This window comes from Frankia sp. AgB1.9 (genome assembly GCF_016786355.1).
Taxonomy (GTDB): domain Bacteria; phylum Actinomycetota; class Actinomycetes; order Frankiales; family Frankiaceae; genus Pseudofrankia.
In genome coordinates, this window is the sequence record NZ_JADWYX010000001.1 from 70,694 (window position 1) to 86,655 (window position 15,962).

The 15,962-nt window shown below is 70.2% G+C and carries 15 protein-coding genes; 9 read left to right on the top strand and 6 right to left on the bottom strand.

All coding sequences use genetic code 11. The features are described from left to right. Positions 1 to 53: 53 nt before the first annotated feature. On the bottom strand, positions 54 to 1,304 hold the full coding sequence (locus tag I6A60_RS00295) for a serine/threonine-protein kinase (protein ID WP_203012972.1): 1,251 nt from the start codon (positions 1,302 to 1,304) through the stop codon (positions 54 to 56). 264 nt (positions 1,305 to 1,568) lie between these two features. On the opposite strand from I6A60_RS00295, the gene I6A60_RS00300 reads away from it, so the two are divergent. After that, on the top strand, positions 1,569 to 2,912 hold the full coding sequence (locus I6A60_RS00300; protein ID WP_203012975.1) for a helix-turn-helix domain-containing protein: 1,344 nt from the start codon (positions 1,569 to 1,571) through the stop codon (positions 2,910 to 2,912). Here I6A60_RS00300 and I6A60_RS00305 read toward each other — a convergent pair. Continuing rightward, on the bottom strand, positions 2,909 to 3,472 hold the full coding sequence (locus I6A60_RS00305; protein ID WP_203055530.1) for an NUDIX hydrolase: 564 nt from the start codon (positions 3,470 to 3,472) through the stop codon (positions 2,909 to 2,911). The two genes, I6A60_RS00300 and I6A60_RS00305, sit on opposite strands and share 4 nt — an antisense overlap. A gap of 203 nt (positions 3,473 to 3,675) precedes the next feature. Between I6A60_RS00305 and I6A60_RS00310 the strand changes: the two genes are divergently transcribed. The 8 genes from I6A60_RS00310 (at position 3,676) to I6A60_RS41115 (ending at position 13,813) form a co-directional block, all read left to right on the top strand. Next, positions 3,676 to 3,957 carry a DUF397 domain-containing protein gene (locus tag I6A60_RS00310; protein WP_203012979.1) on the top strand — a complete coding sequence of 94 codons (282 nt, stop codon included), beginning with the start codon at positions 3,676 to 3,678 and terminating at the stop codon, positions 3,955 to 3,957. Next, complete coding sequence (fxlM, locus tag I6A60_RS00315) at positions 3,950 to 5,221, top strand: methyltransferase, FxLD system (RefSeq protein WP_203012981.1); 1,272 nt, start codon at positions 3,950 to 3,952, stop codon at positions 5,219 to 5,221. The genes I6A60_RS00310 and fxlM overlap by 8 nt, the downstream gene beginning before the upstream one ends. A 13-nt stretch (positions 5,222 to 5,234) precedes the next feature. Beyond that, positions 5,235 to 5,432, top strand: a complete 198-nt coding sequence (locus I6A60_RS00320; RefSeq protein ID WP_013428026.1) for an FxLD family lanthipeptide — start codon at positions 5,235 to 5,237, stop codon at positions 5,430 to 5,432. A gap of 59 nt (positions 5,433 to 5,491) precedes the next feature. Next, positions 5,492 to 8,554, top strand: a complete 3,063-nt coding sequence (locus tag I6A60_RS00325) for a lantibiotic dehydratase (protein ID WP_203012983.1) — start codon at positions 5,492 to 5,494, stop codon at positions 8,552 to 8,554. Continuing rightward, complete coding sequence (locus I6A60_RS00330) at positions 8,541 to 9,797, top strand: lanthionine synthetase C family protein (RefSeq protein ID WP_203012985.1); 1,257 nt, start codon at positions 8,541 to 8,543, stop codon at positions 9,795 to 9,797. The genes I6A60_RS00325 and I6A60_RS00330 overlap by 14 nt, the downstream gene beginning before the upstream one ends. Beyond that, positions 9,779 to 10,756, top strand: coding sequence for a thiopeptide-type bacteriocin biosynthesis protein (locus I6A60_RS00335; protein WP_203012991.1), 978 nt, complete (start codon positions 9,779 to 9,781; stop codon positions 10,754 to 10,756). The genes I6A60_RS00330 and I6A60_RS00335 overlap by 19 nt, the downstream gene beginning before the upstream one ends. Before the next feature lie 194 nt (positions 10,757 to 10,950). Further along, positions 10,951 to 12,996, top strand: a complete 2,046-nt coding sequence (locus tag I6A60_RS00340; protein WP_203013004.1) for an ABC transporter ATP-binding protein — start codon at positions 10,951 to 10,953, stop codon at positions 12,994 to 12,996. A 178-nt stretch (positions 12,997 to 13,174) separates the two neighbouring features. Beyond that, positions 13,175 to 13,813: a tyrosine-type recombinase/integrase gene (locus I6A60_RS41115; protein ID WP_307838629.1), complete on the top strand. Its 639-nt coding sequence runs from the start codon at positions 13,175 to 13,177 to the stop codon at positions 13,811 to 13,813. A 48-nt stretch (positions 13,814 to 13,861) separates the two neighbouring features. Here the strand turns inward: I6A60_RS41115 and I6A60_RS00350 are convergent, their stop codons facing one another. The 4 genes from I6A60_RS00350 to I6A60_RS00365 form a co-directional block, all read right to left on the bottom strand. Continuing rightward, on the bottom strand, positions 13,862 to 14,791 hold the full coding sequence (locus I6A60_RS00350; protein ID WP_203013008.1) for an ImmA/IrrE family metallo-endopeptidase: 930 nt from the start codon (positions 14,789 to 14,791) through the stop codon (positions 13,862 to 13,864). Then, a complete protein-coding gene (locus I6A60_RS00355) occupies positions 14,781 to 15,101 on the bottom strand; it encodes a hypothetical protein (RefSeq protein ID WP_203013023.1) in 321 nt (106 codons plus the stop codon). Before I6A60_RS00355 ends, I6A60_RS00350 begins: the two co-directional genes overlap by 11 nt. 28 nt (positions 15,102 to 15,129) lie before the next feature. Continuing rightward, positions 15,130 to 15,411 (bottom strand): colicin E3/pyocin S6 family cytotoxin, encoded by a 282-nt coding sequence (locus tag I6A60_RS43860; protein ID WP_374210138.1) that lies wholly within the window; start codon positions 15,409 to 15,411, stop codon positions 15,130 to 15,132. A gap of 90 nt (positions 15,412 to 15,501) precedes the next feature. Beyond that, complete coding sequence (locus I6A60_RS00365; protein ID WP_203013028.1) at positions 15,502 to 15,879, bottom strand: hypothetical protein; 378 nt, start codon at positions 15,877 to 15,879, stop codon at positions 15,502 to 15,504. Between the last annotated feature and the right edge of the window lie 83 nt (positions 15,880 to 15,962).

The window sequence follows — 15,962 nt, forward strand, 5'->3', positions numbered from 1 at the left end:
CCCCGCCGTCTCCTCGCCGCCCTGTCGACTCGCCGACGGCCCACGTGTCCGCGCTACCTGCGTGGACCGACAAGCGGGGAGCCCAACGCATACTGCACGCGCAGCCGTTCGGCCACCTGACGCGGGTGGCGCCGACCAGCCTTCACTGCGCGGCGCGACAGAGACGTGCCGTCGGAGCCCGTGGCCGCCTCCGGCGCCTCGAGCGGCGTCCCGCCGGTCACGGGAGACCGCCCACTATCTGAGGCCGGCTGGCCGCCTGGCGTGCCCAGCCCGGTAGAAGCCTCCTCCGACCGCAGGCCATCCAAGGGGCCCGACTCGTCGTCGACGCCGGCGGGATCGCTCTCGACCCCGGGCGGAAGACCAGCTGTGCTATCCGGCGGTGGTGACAGGTCGCCGGAGGTACGGGCGATCAGGGCGAGACGGGCCTCCATCGCCGTTGTCCTGGACTCGGTGAGCAGTGCCGCGCAGGTCATCGCGATCTCGTCCAGGGACGGCCGCGCGGCCGCCTCGTGCGCCAGCATTCCCGCCAGGAGAGGAAGGAGAGGTTCCGGAACCTCACTCAGGTCCGGTGCGACGTCCGGCCTGACGACCTTCGTCGCGATCTCCTGCCACAGCTGGCCGTCATACGGATAGTGGCCGGCAGCGGCATAGAGCAGGACTGTGCCGAACGCGTACACATCCGCTGCCGACGTGACCGGCCCGCGGCCACTGGCCTGCTCCGGCGGCATGCATCGCGCGGTCCCGATCACGTCCCCGGAGTGCGATAACGAATCTGGCGGGGCATCGAGGAAGGCGCCCAACCCAAAATCGATGATGATGGGGCCGTCCGCGCCGAGCATGATGTTCTGCGGCTTGAGATCCCGGTGGAGCAGGTTTGCGGCATGCACCGCTTCCAGCCCTTCGGCCAGCAGCAGGCCCAAGCTCGCCACCAGATGCGGTGGCAACACGCCGAACTCCTGGATGTGTTCGAGCAACGTCCGGCCGGGGACGTACTCCATCGCCAACCATGGCCGGTCCGCGAACGGGTCCGCGTCCAGGAAGCGCGCCACCCGGTTCGTCCCGACCACAGTTCGCGCGATGCGCGCCTCTCGCTCAAAGCGCTCCCGCGTGTGCGGGTCGAGCCGATCCGGGCGGATCACCTTGACTGCCACCGGCGATCCCGCCCGTGAGTGGGCAAGGAACACCTCGCCCATCCCACCAGCGCCGAGCCGCTGTGCCACCCTGTATCGCCCGATCGTGCCGGCCGGCTCCGTCACGCCGAACCCTGCCTTCCCCCGTCGTGCTTGTGGTGCGCCACAACCCATTCCGCGGCCGGAGACACAGTGCGGAGGATATCTAGCCGATCACGCCCTGCACAGCCTGTCTGGCCGGAACAGTCCTCAAGCGGGCTATCGCTCGGCCCTACCGGGCATTGGTCGATCTTGCGGGCGGTGACGTCGATGGGCCTGGGCCGGTCGGGCATCAGGAAGCTGACTGCGACGGTGCGGGACGGGTCGGTCGGAGCGTGACAGCGCGACTACTCTTGTGCAAACTGCCGCCCGTTGCTGGCCAGGTGAGGTGAGTCGCCGTTGCCCGGTCTCGTGGACCCGCGTTTCGGGCCGAGGATGCGTGAGCTGCGGGAGTCGCGGGGTCTGTCCTTGCGAACGTTGGCGGTGCGGGCGTTCACGAGTAAGACCCAGTTGCAGGCGTTCGAGACTGGCAAGGATCGGCCCAGCGCGAAGACGGTGCAGCACATCGACGACGCGCTCGACGCGCGTGGCGAGCTGGTCGCTCTGGCGTCCGACGATGCTCGCACCGACGTAACGGTGCGGTCGTCTGCCGGCGGGTTGGAGTTCCCGGCGCACTGGATGGACGCCGTCGATGCGGCGGCGACGCTGTTTCGACGAGACGTCGAACAGCGGGCTCGTGCCCGCGGGTCGGGGTTCGACGCCGGGGCGTATGCGAAGCCGGTGATGCGTTGGTTGACGGCTCCGTTCGACGAGCGGCCTCGGGGCGCTGGTCGACGGCCGGTCGGCGCTCCGGACGTCGAGATCGTTCACCGGGCGACCGGGATGTTCCGGGAGCTGGACAACCAGTACGGCGGAGGGTCTGTCCGGGAGCTGGTAACGCGTTTCCTCGATGCCGAGGTCGCGCCGCTCCTGCGGGACGGCCGGTTCGATGAGCCGGTGGGGTCGGCGTTGTTGTCAGCGGCGGCGGAGCTGACGCAGCTGGCTGGTTGGACGTCGTACGACGCGGGGCTACACGGCCTCGGACAGCGGTACCTGGTCCAGGCGTTGCGCCTAGCGTTGGCGGCTGCGGACCTTCCGCTCGGCGCGGAGATCATCGCGGCGATGAGTCATCAGGCGTCGTATCTCGGTGCCGCTGAGGAGGCGGTGGACCTTGCCCGAGCCGCAGCGCGGACCGCGGCGGATGCCGGGGTGGTGGCGATCGCGGCCGAGGCCGCCGTCCTGGAAGCACATGGTCTGGCGCTGCAGGGTGAGGAGCGGTTGTGCGCTGTTGCTCTGGACCGTGCCCAGCATGCCCTTGACCGGGCCGACCGCACAGCCGATCCGAAGTGGATCGGGTATTTCGACGAGGCGTATCTGTCGGCCCGGTTCGGGCACTGCTTCGCCGCGCTGGGTCGGGGCGACCTGGCGCAGCGGTTTGCCGAACGCTCGTTGGAAATGGACGGCCGATACGTCCGGGGACGGCAGTTCAACCTCGCGCTACTGGCCCGCGCGCACGCCCAGGCTGGTGAGGTCGAGCAGGCGGCGACGGTCGGCATCGAGGCGGCCGCCGCAGCCGCGGGGTTGAGGTCGGCGCGTTCAGAGGACTATCTGCGGGATCTTGCCCGGCGGCTCGCCCCGCACGCGGGCCTCCCGGCGGTCGACGCTTTCACTGAGCGGCTGGCTCCGGTCAGGGCGGCGGGTTAGAACTCGCCGTTGGCTTTCGCGAGCAGTGTCGCGAGGACTCCGGCTACGGACCCGGCGCCGACGATCTCGCCTTGGACGACGCGGCTGTAGGCCTCGGAGAGCGGGACCCAGCCGACCTTCGCGGTCTCGTTGATGTCGGGGGCCTGGCCGGTGGGGTCGGCGCCGCGGGCGAGGAAGACGAGGTTCTGCTGGTCGATCGTGCCCACGGCAGGTTGGAAGGAGACGAGCTCGCGCATGTTGCGGGGGCGCCAGCCGGTCTCTTCCTCGACTTCGCGGGCGGCGCAGGCGGCGGGGTCCTCGTCGGGGTCGAGGTAGCCGCCGGGCAGCTCCCACACCCATTTGTCGAGGATGAAGCGGTGGCGCCACATCATCAGGACCCGCTCGTCGTCGTCCAGGACGACGACGACCGCGGCGCGCGGAAGGCGCAGCACGTACTGCTCGAAGCGCACCCCGTCGGGTAGCTCGACGTCGGCGATGCTGAGCACCGCTCGTCGGGTGTCATCGACCACCCGCTCCCCGTGAATGATCCATTCGCTGGGCCCGCGGACTTCCGTGGTCATGACGCGAAGGCTAGTACCCGACGGCGCCGCCCGTTGTCGCCAACGTGTCCCGCGGCAGGAACCGCTGTCCGGACGGACGCGCGGAAACGTCCGGACGCAGCCGGACACCAAACCTCTTCCCGGACGCATGGCGTAACCAGCATGCTCCCGATCGTGGTCACGCATCCAGCGCGACCCCGCCCGATCCGAGGAGGAGGTCCGTCGTGCGCCCGGCACATAGATCGGAGGGCACCGTCGCGACTGGGTGGCAGCGTCCCTCTGTCACCGACGCGAAGGTGGTCGACGCCGTCGAGGCAGCCTGGTGCCATCCCGGCATCGCGGTCGTGCTGCGCGGCACGCTCAGCTGCCCGACCACGATCTCCTCGGGCGCGTGGACGGACTTCCTCGCCGCGGTCAAGCGCGGAGAGTACGACCAACTGCCGTCAGCCGAGAGGCGGCATGCCCAGCCAGCCAATGATCATGTCGAAGGGAGGGCTCGTGACTGACGCCGAGGTAATTGACGGGCAGGCTGCTCGTCTTCGCAACAAGATCGTCGACGATCTCGTGGCCGACGGGACGATCGCCTCGTCGGTGGTCGAGGCCGCGATGCGCCGGGTGCCGAGGGAGGCGTTCGCGCCGGAGGCCGAGCTGAGCGCGGTCTACCACCCGTGGAACGGGCTGGTGACCAAGCAGGACGCGGGCGGCCGGTCGCTGAGCTCGCTCTCGGCGCCGCATGCGCAGGCGCACATGCTGGAGCAGGCCCGGATTGCGCCGGGGATGAACGTCCTGGAAGTCGGCTCCGGCGGGATGAACGCCGCCTACCTGGCCGAGCTGGTCGGGCCGTCTGGCCGGGTCGTCACCGTCGATATCGACGAGTTCGTCACCGGTCGGGCCGCGCGGTTCCTCGCACAGGCCGGCTACCCGGACGTCCACGTGGTGCTCGCCGACGCCGAGGCCGGTGTGCCGGAGTTCGCCCCCTTTGATCGGGTGCTGGTCACGGTCGGGGCGTGGGATATCCCGCCGGCCTGGCGGGATCAGCTGGTCGAGGGCGGCCGGCTGGTCGTGCCGTTGCAGGTCATGGGTCTCATGCGCACCGTGGCGTTCGAGAAGGCCAGCGACCGGTTGATCTCCGACTCCGCGAAGCAGTTCGGGTTCGTCCCGATGCAGGGCGCTGGCGCGCATGACAGCTTCGAGCTGCCCTTGGCCGGGGGAGCGGTGACGCTGGTCTTCGACGAAGGCGCTCCGGCGGATCCGGGGGCGCTGGCCGGCGTGCTGGACACGGAGCCGCTGGTGGTCGACAGCGGCGCGGGCCTTCGGATGGGCGAGCCGTGGGCGACGATGCAGATGTGGCTGGCCACAGCGCTGCCGGGCTTCTGCCGGCTGAGCGTTGACAGCGGGCTGAACGAGGCGCCGACGCGGCCTTTGCCCAGCCGGGCCATTGGGTTCGCGGTCGTCCAGGCCGGCAGCGCCGCCTACGTTGTGCCCCGCCGGCTCGACGGCGACGACTTCACCCTCGACGTCTACGCCCACGGGCCGAACGCCGCGGGTCTCGCCGTGACCGTCGCCGAGCAGCTGCGTATCTGGGACCGGGACCATCGTGGCGGCCCGGGACCGCGCTACCTCGTCGTTCCGGCCGCGACCCCGGACGCCGACCTACCGGCGGCGGACCGCGTCATCGACAAGACCCACAGCCGGATCGTCCTGTCCTGGCCCCGTCCGGCGGACTCCCTCACGGGCCAGGACGCCGCTCACCAACCCCTCCCACAGTAAGGACCTGATCTCCATGACCTTCCAGCCCTCCGGCGGCGCCACCGCGCTGCTCGACCGGCCCGTGGACGAGGACGAGTTCACCCTCGACGTCCGGGTCATCCTCTCCGCCCGGTCGCCGCTGAGCGGCGACTGCCCGACCAATGACGGTTGCGGTGAGACCTGCAAGGACGGCGCGAGCGCCTGTCAGTCGGTGGCCAACAACGTGTTCTGACCGGTGAGGTTCCCGGCCGCTGGCACGCCGGCGGCCGGGCCTCGGCGAAAGGCGAAGTGATGGCGACGGGGGCGGCAGAGCTGTCCTGGAGCCCGGTCGGGCTGTTGCGGATCACGACCGAACTGGGAGGGCTTGATCTCGCGGAATCCCTGGATCTGTCCCCCACTGCTCCCGTCGGCCCGCTTCTCGTGTGGCTGACGACGACCTGGAAGCGCGCGGAGATCCGTGAGGCTTTGGTCTCCGCGAGTCCCGCGCTGTGCGCGCAGATCGAGACGGTCCTCGCCGACAGCGGAGCGGCTCCCGCTCGCGTCCGACGGGTGGCGGCGTCGCTGGCGTCGTACCTGCTTCGCTGGCAGCGCCGGCAGACGCCGTTCGGCCTGTTCGCCGGGGTCGGCCCCGCGCGGTTCGAGAGCGCGGCGGCGAAGGTTCGCTGCGGCACTGGCCACCGGTACGCGGTCCGGGCGGATGCTGGCTGGCTCGGTGAGGTGACCGCTCGGCTCGGGCAGTGCCCCGAGTTGGCTGCCCGGATACGGGTCGTGGCCTGCAATGTCATCGTCCGGCGAGGTGGCCGGCTGATCGCTCCCGGAGCCGCGCCGGACGCTGGCCCGCCCGGGGAGGCGGCGCTGGAGGTTTCTGTCCGGGCGACCGGCCCCGTGGTCTTCGCTCTTGACGCGGCGACCGCCCCGGTTCCGCTCGGCGAGCTTCGCGAGCTGCTCGCGTCCCGGTTCCCGGCGGCCAGCGCTGACCAGCTTGATGGGGTCCTTCGCGGCCTGGTTGACAACCGGTTTCTGATCAGCGCGCTGCGGGTTCCGATCAGTGAATCGGACGCGCTGAGCACCGTCTGCCAGGTCCTCCACGACGCCGACGCTGGAAGCATCGCCGAGGTCGCGGACCTGGTCGGCGAGCTGTACGCGATCCGCGACGCCTTGCCCGCGGACCCGGTCGACACCGTCCCGGCCGGAGTCAGCGCACAGATGAGCGCCCAGGCCCCTGCGGCGCGGTCACCGCTGCTGATCGACACGGTCGCCGACTGCGAGGCCGACATCCCGCCTGCGGTCGCTCGCGAGATCCGGGACGCCGTGACCGTGCTCTATCGCCTTTCGCCCCACCCGTTCGGGCATCCGGCCTGGCGGGAGTACCACACCGCGTTCCGCGCCCGCTACGGCACGGGCGCCCTGGTCCCGGTCCTCGACCTGGTCGCGGACAGCGGCCTCGGGTTGCCGGCCGGGTTCCTCGGCTCGGCGCGTGAGACGCCGCCACGCCAGCTGAGTGAACGTGACGAAAAGGTGATGGCGCTCGTCCAGGAGGCGATGGCCAGCGGCGGTGAACTGCTCGTGACCGACGCGGTGATTGCCGGGCTGTGCGCGGACAGTGGTGCTGTTCCGGTGCTGCCGCCGCGTACCGAGGTGGCCTTCGAGATCCACGCGGGGACCGTCGCGCAGCTCCAGGCCGGCCGGTTCACGCTGGAGGTCACTGGCACCCCCCGCCCGGCGAGCAGCATGGCCGCACGACACGCTTACCTGTCGCCACCGGAAGAGTTCGCGGCGGTTCGTCGGACGTTCGAGCCGAGCGAGCCGGGGCTGGTGGCGGCGCAGTTGTCGTTCGCACCGCGTCGCCAGCGCAGCGAGAACGTCACCCGCAATGGTCGGTGGAGCCCGAAGCTGATTTCCCTCGCTGAGCATCGGCGGCCTGGTACAGATGTGATCGACCTGTCGGACCTGGCGGTGACGGCCGATGATCAGGGCTTCGGCCTGATCCAGCTCTCGACCGGCGACCCGGTCGCGCCTCTGGTGTCGAACGCGCTGGAGGCCAGTGTCCATACGCCGCCGCTGGCCCGGTTCCTCGCCGAGGTGTCGATCGCTACGTGTGCGGTGTACGGCTCGTTCTCCTTCGGAGCCGCGTCGCGCCTGCCGTACCTGCCGCGGGTCCGCTACCGGCGCACGATCCTGTCCCCGGCCCGCTGGCTGCTCGACGCCGCCCAGCTCCCCGGGCGCCGCGCCGCTCCCGCCGAGTGGGAACAGGCCCTGGCTGGCTGGCGGGCGCGCTGGCAGGTCCCGGACCACGTCGCACTTGTCGAGCACGATCGGCGCCAGCCCGTCGACCTGCGACACCCGGCCCACCGGCACCTATTGCGCAGTCGTCTCCAAAGCGCTGGACGGCTGGAACTGCGCGAGACCGCACCGCCCGAGCAACTCGGCTGGATCGGGCGCGCCCACGAACTCCTCTTGCCGCTGACCCGCGTCGAACGGGACGTCGTTCCAGCCTCGCGCAAGCGTCCATCGTCGCGTCCCGTCCTGGCTGCCGCGCTTCGCCTTCCGGCGGCCTCATCGGTCGTCGCGGCCCGGCTATACGCCCATCCGGAGCGGTTCGACGACATCCTCGCCGATCATCTCCCCGCCCTGGTTCGCAGGCTCTCTGGCGACCCGGCGTGGTGGTTCCATCGGTATCGCAACCTGCAAGACCATCAGAGCGACCAGTACCTGGCGCTGTTCCTGGACGTCGGTGAACCAGGCGCCTATGCGGCAGCCGCGGGCCAGCTTGCGGACTGGGCCGGCGAACTGCACCGCGGACGGCTGGCCGCGCAGTTGACCTTCGCCAGCTGGCAGCCACCCACTGGCCGTTACGGTCACGGCGCCGCGCTCGATGCCGCCCTGGGCGTCTTCAGGGCCGACTCGGCCGCCGCGCTCGCCCAGATCCGCGCCGCCCGCACCGGGACAGATCCCCAGGCGCTGACAGCGCTGAGCTTCCTCGACCTCGCCACGGCGCTCGCCGGCGACGCGGCCACCGGGCGGGAGTGGCTGTTGGACACGGTGCCCCAGAGCCACGGCCCTCTCGATCGAGCTCTTCGCTGCCAGGTCATCGCGCTCGCCGAGGGGCCCGGACCGCTCGCTGAGACGCCCGCGGGCCGTGCGGTGACCGCCGCCTGGCAGGACCGCGCCGCCGCGCTTACCACCTACGCCAGAGAGCTGGTGTCCCAGCGTGAGCCCGCTGGCGTGCTCGGGCCGCTGCTGCACCTGCACCACCTGCGGACGCTCGGCGCCGACCCCGACGCCGAGCGCGTCACCGGCCGCCTCGCCCGAGCGCTGGCACTGCACGCCCAGGCCACCCATGCGAACGGCTGACACCACGGCCTCCGGGCTCCCGTCGCAGGCCGACCTCGCGTCCGAGGCTGACCGTCACCTCCATGAGGTCGGCGCCGTGCCGCCGCGAACCGCCGACGCCCAGACCACCGGAGCGGCGTTGGCCGACGGCACCGCCGGCATCGCGCTGGCACACATCGAACGCGCCCGCGCCGGCTTCGAAAGCTGGCATCGAGCCCACCAGTGGATCTGCGCCGCTGCCGCCGCGCCCGTCAGCGACCACGACACCGCCGGGCTCTTTTTCGGGGCTCCGGCCCTGGCGTTCGTCCTCGATGCGGCAGCCGGCTCTACCGACCGCTACCAGGGCGGGCTCGCCGACCTCGACGCCGCCGTCGCCCGGCTCGCGCACCGCCGTGCCGCCCAAGCCCTCGCCCGCATCCGGGCCGGCCGGCTCGCGTCGTTCGCCGAGTACGACGTCTTCGGCGGCCTGACCGGGCTCGGCGCCCTGCTCCTGCGCCGAGCCCCCACCGGCAGCGCGACCGAACAGGTGTTGACCGCCCTCGTCGCACTGACCAGACCGCTGACCGTAGACGGCGAAACGCTGCCCGGCTGGTGGGTCGACCACGACCCCCACCGCCGACAGACCCTGGCATTCCGCGGCGGCCACGGCAACCTCGGCGCCGCCCACGGGATCACCGGTCCGCTCACCCTGCTCAGCCTCGCCGCCCGCAACGGCACCGTCGTCGACGGACAGCTCGACGCCATCGCCACCGTCTGCGACTGGCTCGACGCCTGGCAGCAGGACTGCGCCGCCGGTCCATGGTGGCCCGAACATCTCGCCCTCGACGAGCTCCGCACCGGGCGCTGCGCCCAACCTCGCTCGGCCCGACCCAGCTGGTGCTACGGCACGCCCGGCATCACCCGCGCCGGCCAGCTCGCCGCCCTCGCCCTTGGCGACCGCCACCGCCAAGCGGCCTACGAACAGGCCCTGCTCGCCTGCCTCGACGACCCCACCCAACAGGCCCGCCTCGTAGACCCCGGCCTCTGCCACGGCCAGGCCGGCCTCTTCCAAACCGTCTGGCGAGCCGCCACCGATGCCACGACCGGCGATTTGCGCGCCCGACTACCGGCACTCGCCGCCCGTCTCCTGCGAACCGCTCGAACCGCGGACCAGGCCGACCCAGGGTTCCTGACCGGCGGCGCCGGCATCGCGCTGGCGCTGCACACCGCAGCCACGAACACAGCCCCGCGCTCGGGATGGGACACATGCCTTCTGATCAACTAGTCCATCCGGCCACCACCGAGCACGCGATCCTCCGGGTCCTCAGCGGCGACCCAATCCTGGCCACAGCCACCAGGTCGGGCCTGGACCCCGGCGACCTGGCCGCCGCGACCGAGATCTACCGCACAGCCGGCCGCCAGGCCCTCGCCGCGCACCGCGACACCGCCTGGCACCAGATCTACCTGCGGTTCTCTGACTGGCAGCACGCCGACCAGGTCGCGGCAGCCCACCTGGTCCGGATCCTGGACGACGCCGAACGGCACGGCCAGATCAGCGCCTGGTGGTTCATGCGGAAACACCCCTGCTGGCGCCTACGGCTCCACCCGACCCGCCCGGGCTCGCAGGCCACGATCGAGGCGGCCCTCGACCAGCTCGTCACAGACGGATATCTGGACGCCTGGTGGCCCGGGGTCTACGAACCGGAAACCGCCGCGTTCGGCGGCGGCATAGCCATGGACATCGCGCATGCCCTCTTCGCCGCCGACAGCCGTGGCGCGCTCGATCTAGCCACCACGGACGGCCCCGGTATGGGGCGACGCGAGTTGTCGCTCCTGCTCGTCAGCGCGCTACTGCGCGGCGCCGGCCTGGAGTGGTATGAGCGCGGAGACCTGTTCGACCGCGTCTGCACCGAACGACCCCTACCCCGCGACGTGCCCACTGAGAAGATGGCCGATCTCAGCGAAACCCTGGCCACCCTGCTGCGCGCCGACACCGCACCCGACGGGCCACTGTTCGGCCCCGGCGGGCCTGTCGCGGCCCAAGCCCGCTGGGCCGAGGCCTGCGCTACGGCCGGCCGGGCACTCGCGGACGCCAACCGAACCGGACTCCTACACCGCGGACTGCGCGACGTCCTCAGCTATCACGCCCTCTTCCACTGGAACCGGCTCGGCCTACCTACCCGAACCCAGGCGCTCCTGGCGCACGCCGCCCGCCAAGCCATCCTCAGCCCGAGTGGCATGTGACTGGAGATGGACCGGATCTACGCGATTGACCTTGCGATGATCCGCAAAGCGGCGGAGATGACCTAGCCCGAGGTCGCCAAGAAGCTCGAATTTCCAGTTCAGGAAACAGGCCAAATCTGGGCATCCGTACGCGGAATCCGGCCCGAGCGCCGGATTGGAGGGATCGCCAATGCCGGGTCGCCCACCCTGGGTAGGTGGCGACATCTGACGTACCCGACACCTCAGACGCGAGCCAGGTACCGGCGCAGCGCGATCCCACCCCGGCCACCACCCCAGCCGAGAGCCTGGAAGACCAGCCCGGCGGCAGCGCACCGGACCCAGAGGTCCGCGCGGCGATCCCGCATGATCCTGTCCTTACCTACGGGAAGGAGGACGACGACACCAGCAGTGCCTGGCGCAAGCACGAGAAAACGATGGAACGTACCGGGGTACGCACCATGGTCAAACGGCTCCCGGGCCTGCTCCGGCTGGCCTGGTCGCTCGCCTGGGAGGCTGATCGGAACGGTCTGATCGCGTTGGTGACGGTCCGCGTTGTCGCGGGACTCGTCGAGGCCGCCGGCCTGCTCGCGGTGGCTGGCGCGCTCAGCGGGCTGCTCACCGCCGGCCCGACGCCGGACCGGGTCCGCCACGCCCTGCCAGCGCTCGCCCTGATCCTCGCCGCAGGGCTCGTCCGGACCGCGCTGTCGTTGGTGGAGAACCTGCTGCGCGCCAGGTTCGGGCCCCGGATCGACCGGGTGTGCGTGGTCCGGTTGCTCGACCTTGCCACCACGACGTCGGTCATGGCATTCGACGACCCCCGCTTCGTGGACGACCTGGAAGCTGCCGAGCGGGGCGCCGTCAGCGGCCGTCAGCTCGTCGACAATGCCACCACCGTCTTCACCTCGGTGGTCCGGCTCGTGGCCGCGGCGGGCGTCCTCGGCGTCCTGCACCCGCTGCTGGTGCCGCTGTTGATCCTCTCGATTCTTCCGGACGGCTGGGCGACCGCCCGCTCGGCCCGGCTGGCCTACGCGTCCTGGCTGGGCCGTATCCGCCTCGTGCGCCGCCAGTTCATGTTGCGCTACTACATGATCGACCGGGACTCGGCAGCCGAGATTCGCTCGTTCGGGCTCGGTCGCTTCCTGCTCGACGAGTATTCCGTGATCGCCCGCGGAAACGAGGCCGAGGCGCTGCGGGTCGGGCGTGGCCAGGCGCGCTACCGGCTGGTCGGCGAGAGCGTCGCCGGGCTCGCGTTAGGCGCCGTCTACGGCACGCTGGTCGTGCTGCTCGATACCGGGGTGATGCCACTCGCCGCCGCCGGCGCGGCAGTGCTCGCGATTCGCAACGGGCGCGGCGCTCTGTCGACGGCGCTGTCCAGCCTGAACGACGCGTACGAGAACTTCCTTTACTTCGACGAGTACCAGGCATGGATTCTGGAGGCGACCCGCCGGATTCCGCCGTCGCGGTCGCTGGCTGCCCCGGTCAGCCCGGACGTCATTCGCGTCGACGGCGTCACCTACACCTATCCGCACACGGAGACGACCGCGCTGCGGGGCGTCTCCGTCGAGCTGCGCCGGGGCCAGGTCGTCGCTTTCGTCGGCGCCAACGGCAGCGGGAAATCCACCCTGGCCAAGGTTCTCGCCGGCCTTTACGTCCCCGACAGTGGCACTGTGCGCTGGGACGGCGTCGATCTCGCCGGCGTCGACCCGGACAGCGTCCGCGACCGAGTCGGCCTTATTCCGCAGGTCTACACCCGGTGGCCGATGTCGGCCCGATTGAACATCGCCGTCGGCCGGGTGGCCCGGCTGGCGACCGACGGCCCGGACAGTGTCATCGCGGCGGCCGCCGCCACCGGTGCCGACGAGGTCATCGACAAGCTGCCGCACGGCTACGACACCTCGCTGGCCCGCCAGTACAACTCGGGCCATGACCTTTCCGGCGGCCAGTGGCAGCGCATCGCCTGCGCGCGGGCTGTCTACCGGGACGCGCCCATTCTCATCGCCGACGAACCGTCGGCGGCCCTCGACGCCCGGGCCGAGCAGGCATTGTTCGACCTGATCCAAAGCCTCGGTAAGGATCGTATCGTCCTGCTGATCACGCACCGTCTCGCCAGCGTCCGCACCGCCGACCGCATCTACGTTCTCGACGACGGGCTGGTCGCCGACGAGGGCACCCACGCCGAACTGATGAACCGACCCGGCATCTATCCGGACCTGTTCACCCTGCAGGCCCGCCAGTTCGTCGACACCATCCCGGTCGACTGACCGCGGCCGACCACTCAAGGTCACCTCCCACACGTGGCACATCGCCAAGCGCGTCGGCCTGTGCTGCGCCCTCGTCAGGGAGGCCGGCCAGGGCGACACGACGATCACCGTAGGGAAGCGGTTCGCCGAGCCGGACGGCACCTGGACGCTGTACGTCGACCGCGAGCCGGTCGGCGAGGTGACGGTCACGGGCTGCGTGAAGCGACGCGGCGCCGGCGCGATCCTCAGCCTGTCGGGACCGCTACCAGTCGCCATGCCCCGAGGCACGGAACTCGGTCGCGACCTGCTCAGCCGACGACGGCTGCACGATCTTCGCCATTCGAGCGCCAGCATCCAACTGGCTGAGGGCATCGACATCACCCTCGTCTCGAAGCGGCTCGGCCACTCCTCGCCGCACATCACCGGCCTGCGCTACACGCACCTGTTGCGCAGCGCGGGCCAGGCCGCAGCCGAGAAGGTCGCCAACGCCGTCCCGCGCCGCGTCGTGCGGCGCCACGCCCACCTGACGCCCACAACGATCAATGAGGGGGATGAGGGACAGTCGGCCGAGGTAAACCTGCAGGTCAGCAGCCTAGATACGGGTGGGCCGTCAGGGACTCGAACCCTGAACTCGCCGGTTAAAAGAGGACGTGAGGACCCGGTGGGTACGGGTGATGGCAAGCGGAAGCGCATACGTTGCAGCGGTTCCCGGCACGGGTACGACCGCGTACGAGTGATCGAAAACGGCGTCGGATGGGCACGGCGCGCCCAGCGTGTGCCCATCACGAGCCCTGCGACGCTCTCGATGACCCCGCTCGCCGGCAGCTACGCGGCGTAGCCGCTGTCGGTGGCCGAGTCGAGGGCGATACGTCTGGGGCCAGTTCCGCTAGCCGTTCCCCAGACGTCTGGCGGCTAGTTCGCGCGCTCGTCGAGCCAAGAAGCACCGGAAGTCAGGGTCATCCAGCAGTGCTTGGAGATCTCCGCGAAGCTTGATCCGGAACAGCATCGTCTGGAACAAGGTCCCCTCGTCCGCCCCTGCGACCATGTTGGCCGCGTATCCGATGACGCCGTTAACAACGGCTGGGGTTGTCCCACATCGGTCAGCGGCATGCTGCAACAGCTCCGCCGTCGTACGCGGGTCGGCATCGACCTCCGGTAGTAGCTCGTCTTCTACGAACCGATACCACCGGACTCGCCGGTTCTGGTGGCCGACGATCGCGTGATCAGCAGAGCTGCGCTCCAAAGCTCTGTAGTCTGGCTGGCCGTCGACCCACCCGAGCCTGATCGACGTGCCATCCGAGCTGACGACCTCTGGTCCATAGGGCATCTCGACAACGAACATGTAGCCAGGTGGAAGCCCGCGGACGAGTGCCATCGCGCCCGCGAAGGCACTGACGTCCGCCTTGGCGAGATCGGTCAGCCAGCCCCCAACGTCCGGTGTCGATCGGATGCGCGAGAGGAAGCGATCCGGCACCAAGATTGCGGAAGCAAAGCGGCTCGCCTCCGCCTCATGGCCCTGAACCAGCCAACGCGGCACTCGGCTCGTATGGCACGGGATGGCGCCTGTGTGCCAGCCGAGAACGATGTGGCCCAGTTCGTGCGCCATGGTGAACCTTTGCCGCCGACGGTCCGCATTCCGCCGGACAAACACCTTTGGCCGCGCGCTGGTCAACCCGACGACCAAACCATCAACGTCGTAGTCCCAGTCGAGGATTTGGATGTCAGCCGCAGTCTTGAGCAGCGCTTGGACGTCGACGGGCGGTTCCAGGTTGAGCCGCTCGACAATTAGCCCGGCCGCGCTCTCCTCAGGCTTCAAGGTCGTCAGCGGACAGCCGGCCGGTTTCCTGGAGCCACTGGATCAGCGTCTGAGCCTCGGAATCGTCTCCGGTGCGTGCCGCTGCTAGCACAGTCGAAGTGAGCGCCTTGAGATCGTCGACGGGCCGACCAGTCCTACGGGCTTGGGCAGCGAAGCGAAGCGCGCCCGGCTGCTCGACCCACATCGCGTATTCTGCCGGCCCGAGCCCGAGGTACTCCCGCAGCGCCACTGGGTGGCCGTCGGGCGCGCCGTCCGCCTCGTGCCACGTATCGACCCAATCGTCGACGTCTGCGAGCAGCGCCCGCCCCACGAGGCAAGCGTCAAGAAAGGTCGATGGCCTAGACATCGATCCTCCTTCCCGGAACTGCCTCTCCGATCATGACACCCGTGATCGCGTCGAGCACGCCGACGTGCCGACCGCGCGCGTTGTACGCCTCAATATGCCCGTGAACGTCGTCCCATTCATAGAGGCGTCGGCCGCCTTTCTGACGCCAGCGGCGCTTCCGGCCGGGAGCGCCTGCATGCTCCTGGGCGTGCAGGAAGCTGTCGGGCGGCACGGGCCACGGCGGACCGGGACTCTCGGCCCGCCAGTCCAGGGGATCAAGGGACCTTGACGACACGGCGCGTAGCGTAACGGTCTGATTAACACAGTAGTACGGCGCATCGTTCCATCGGGCCCTAGACCGGTGCGAGTGCCCACCGTCCCGGGCTTAGTCGATCTTCGTCCACGTGCACTGGGACTCGAACGCCACGTCGGTGGGCTTGATGGTCACAACGCCACGACCTCCGTCAGCGAAGCCGTTACCGAGGACATCGCCGTCCCCAGACGCATTGGACAGCCGGGCCCAGTAGAACGACCCCGAGCCGCCGGTCGCCTCGTAGGTGCCTGGCTGGATGTGCCGCCCGACCAGCCACATACCCGGGCTGATCGTCACCGCCGGCGACGCCGGGGTCGGCTTGCCGAGCGACACCCCACCAGACGCAGCTTTAGCCAGGACGTCGGCCTGGTCCCGGATGGCGGTCAGTTCGCCGAGCATGCTGTCGACGCGGTCGCGTAACGCCTCAGCAGCGGCGCGCAGATCATCCATCTGTCGTCCCCCGTGTCCTCGCACCGCGGTGCGGCCGATCATCGTCGGCTAGTGCCATCCGTGCATCCAATCGGACCAAGGTG

Coding starts and splice junctions, on each gene's coding strand:
- I6A60_RS00295 (WP_203012972.1), bottom strand. CDS start 1,304: ATGGGTTGTGGCGCACCACAAGCACGACGGGGGAAGGCAGGGTTCGGC.
- I6A60_RS00305 (WP_203055530.1), bottom strand. CDS start 3,472: ATGACCACGGAAGTCCGCGGGCCCAGCGAATGGATCATTCACGGGGAG.
- I6A60_RS00320 (WP_013428026.1), top strand. CDS start 5,235: ATGACCTTCCAGCCCTCCGGCGGCGCCACCGCGCTGCTCGACCGGCCC.
- I6A60_RS00325 (WP_203012983.1), top strand. CDS start 5,492: ATGGCGACGGGGGCGGCAGAGCTGTCCTGGAGCCCGGTCGGGCTGTTG.
- I6A60_RS00330 (WP_203012985.1), top strand. CDS start 8,541: ATGCGAACGGCTGACACCACGGCCTCCGGGCTCCCGTCGCAGGCCGAC.
- I6A60_RS00335 (WP_203012991.1), top strand. CDS start 9,779: ATGCCTTCTGATCAACTAGTCCATCCGGCCACCACCGAGCACGCGATC.
- I6A60_RS00365 (WP_203013028.1), bottom strand. CDS start 15,879: ATGGATGATCTGCGCGCCGCTGCTGAGGCGTTACGCGACCGCGTCGAC.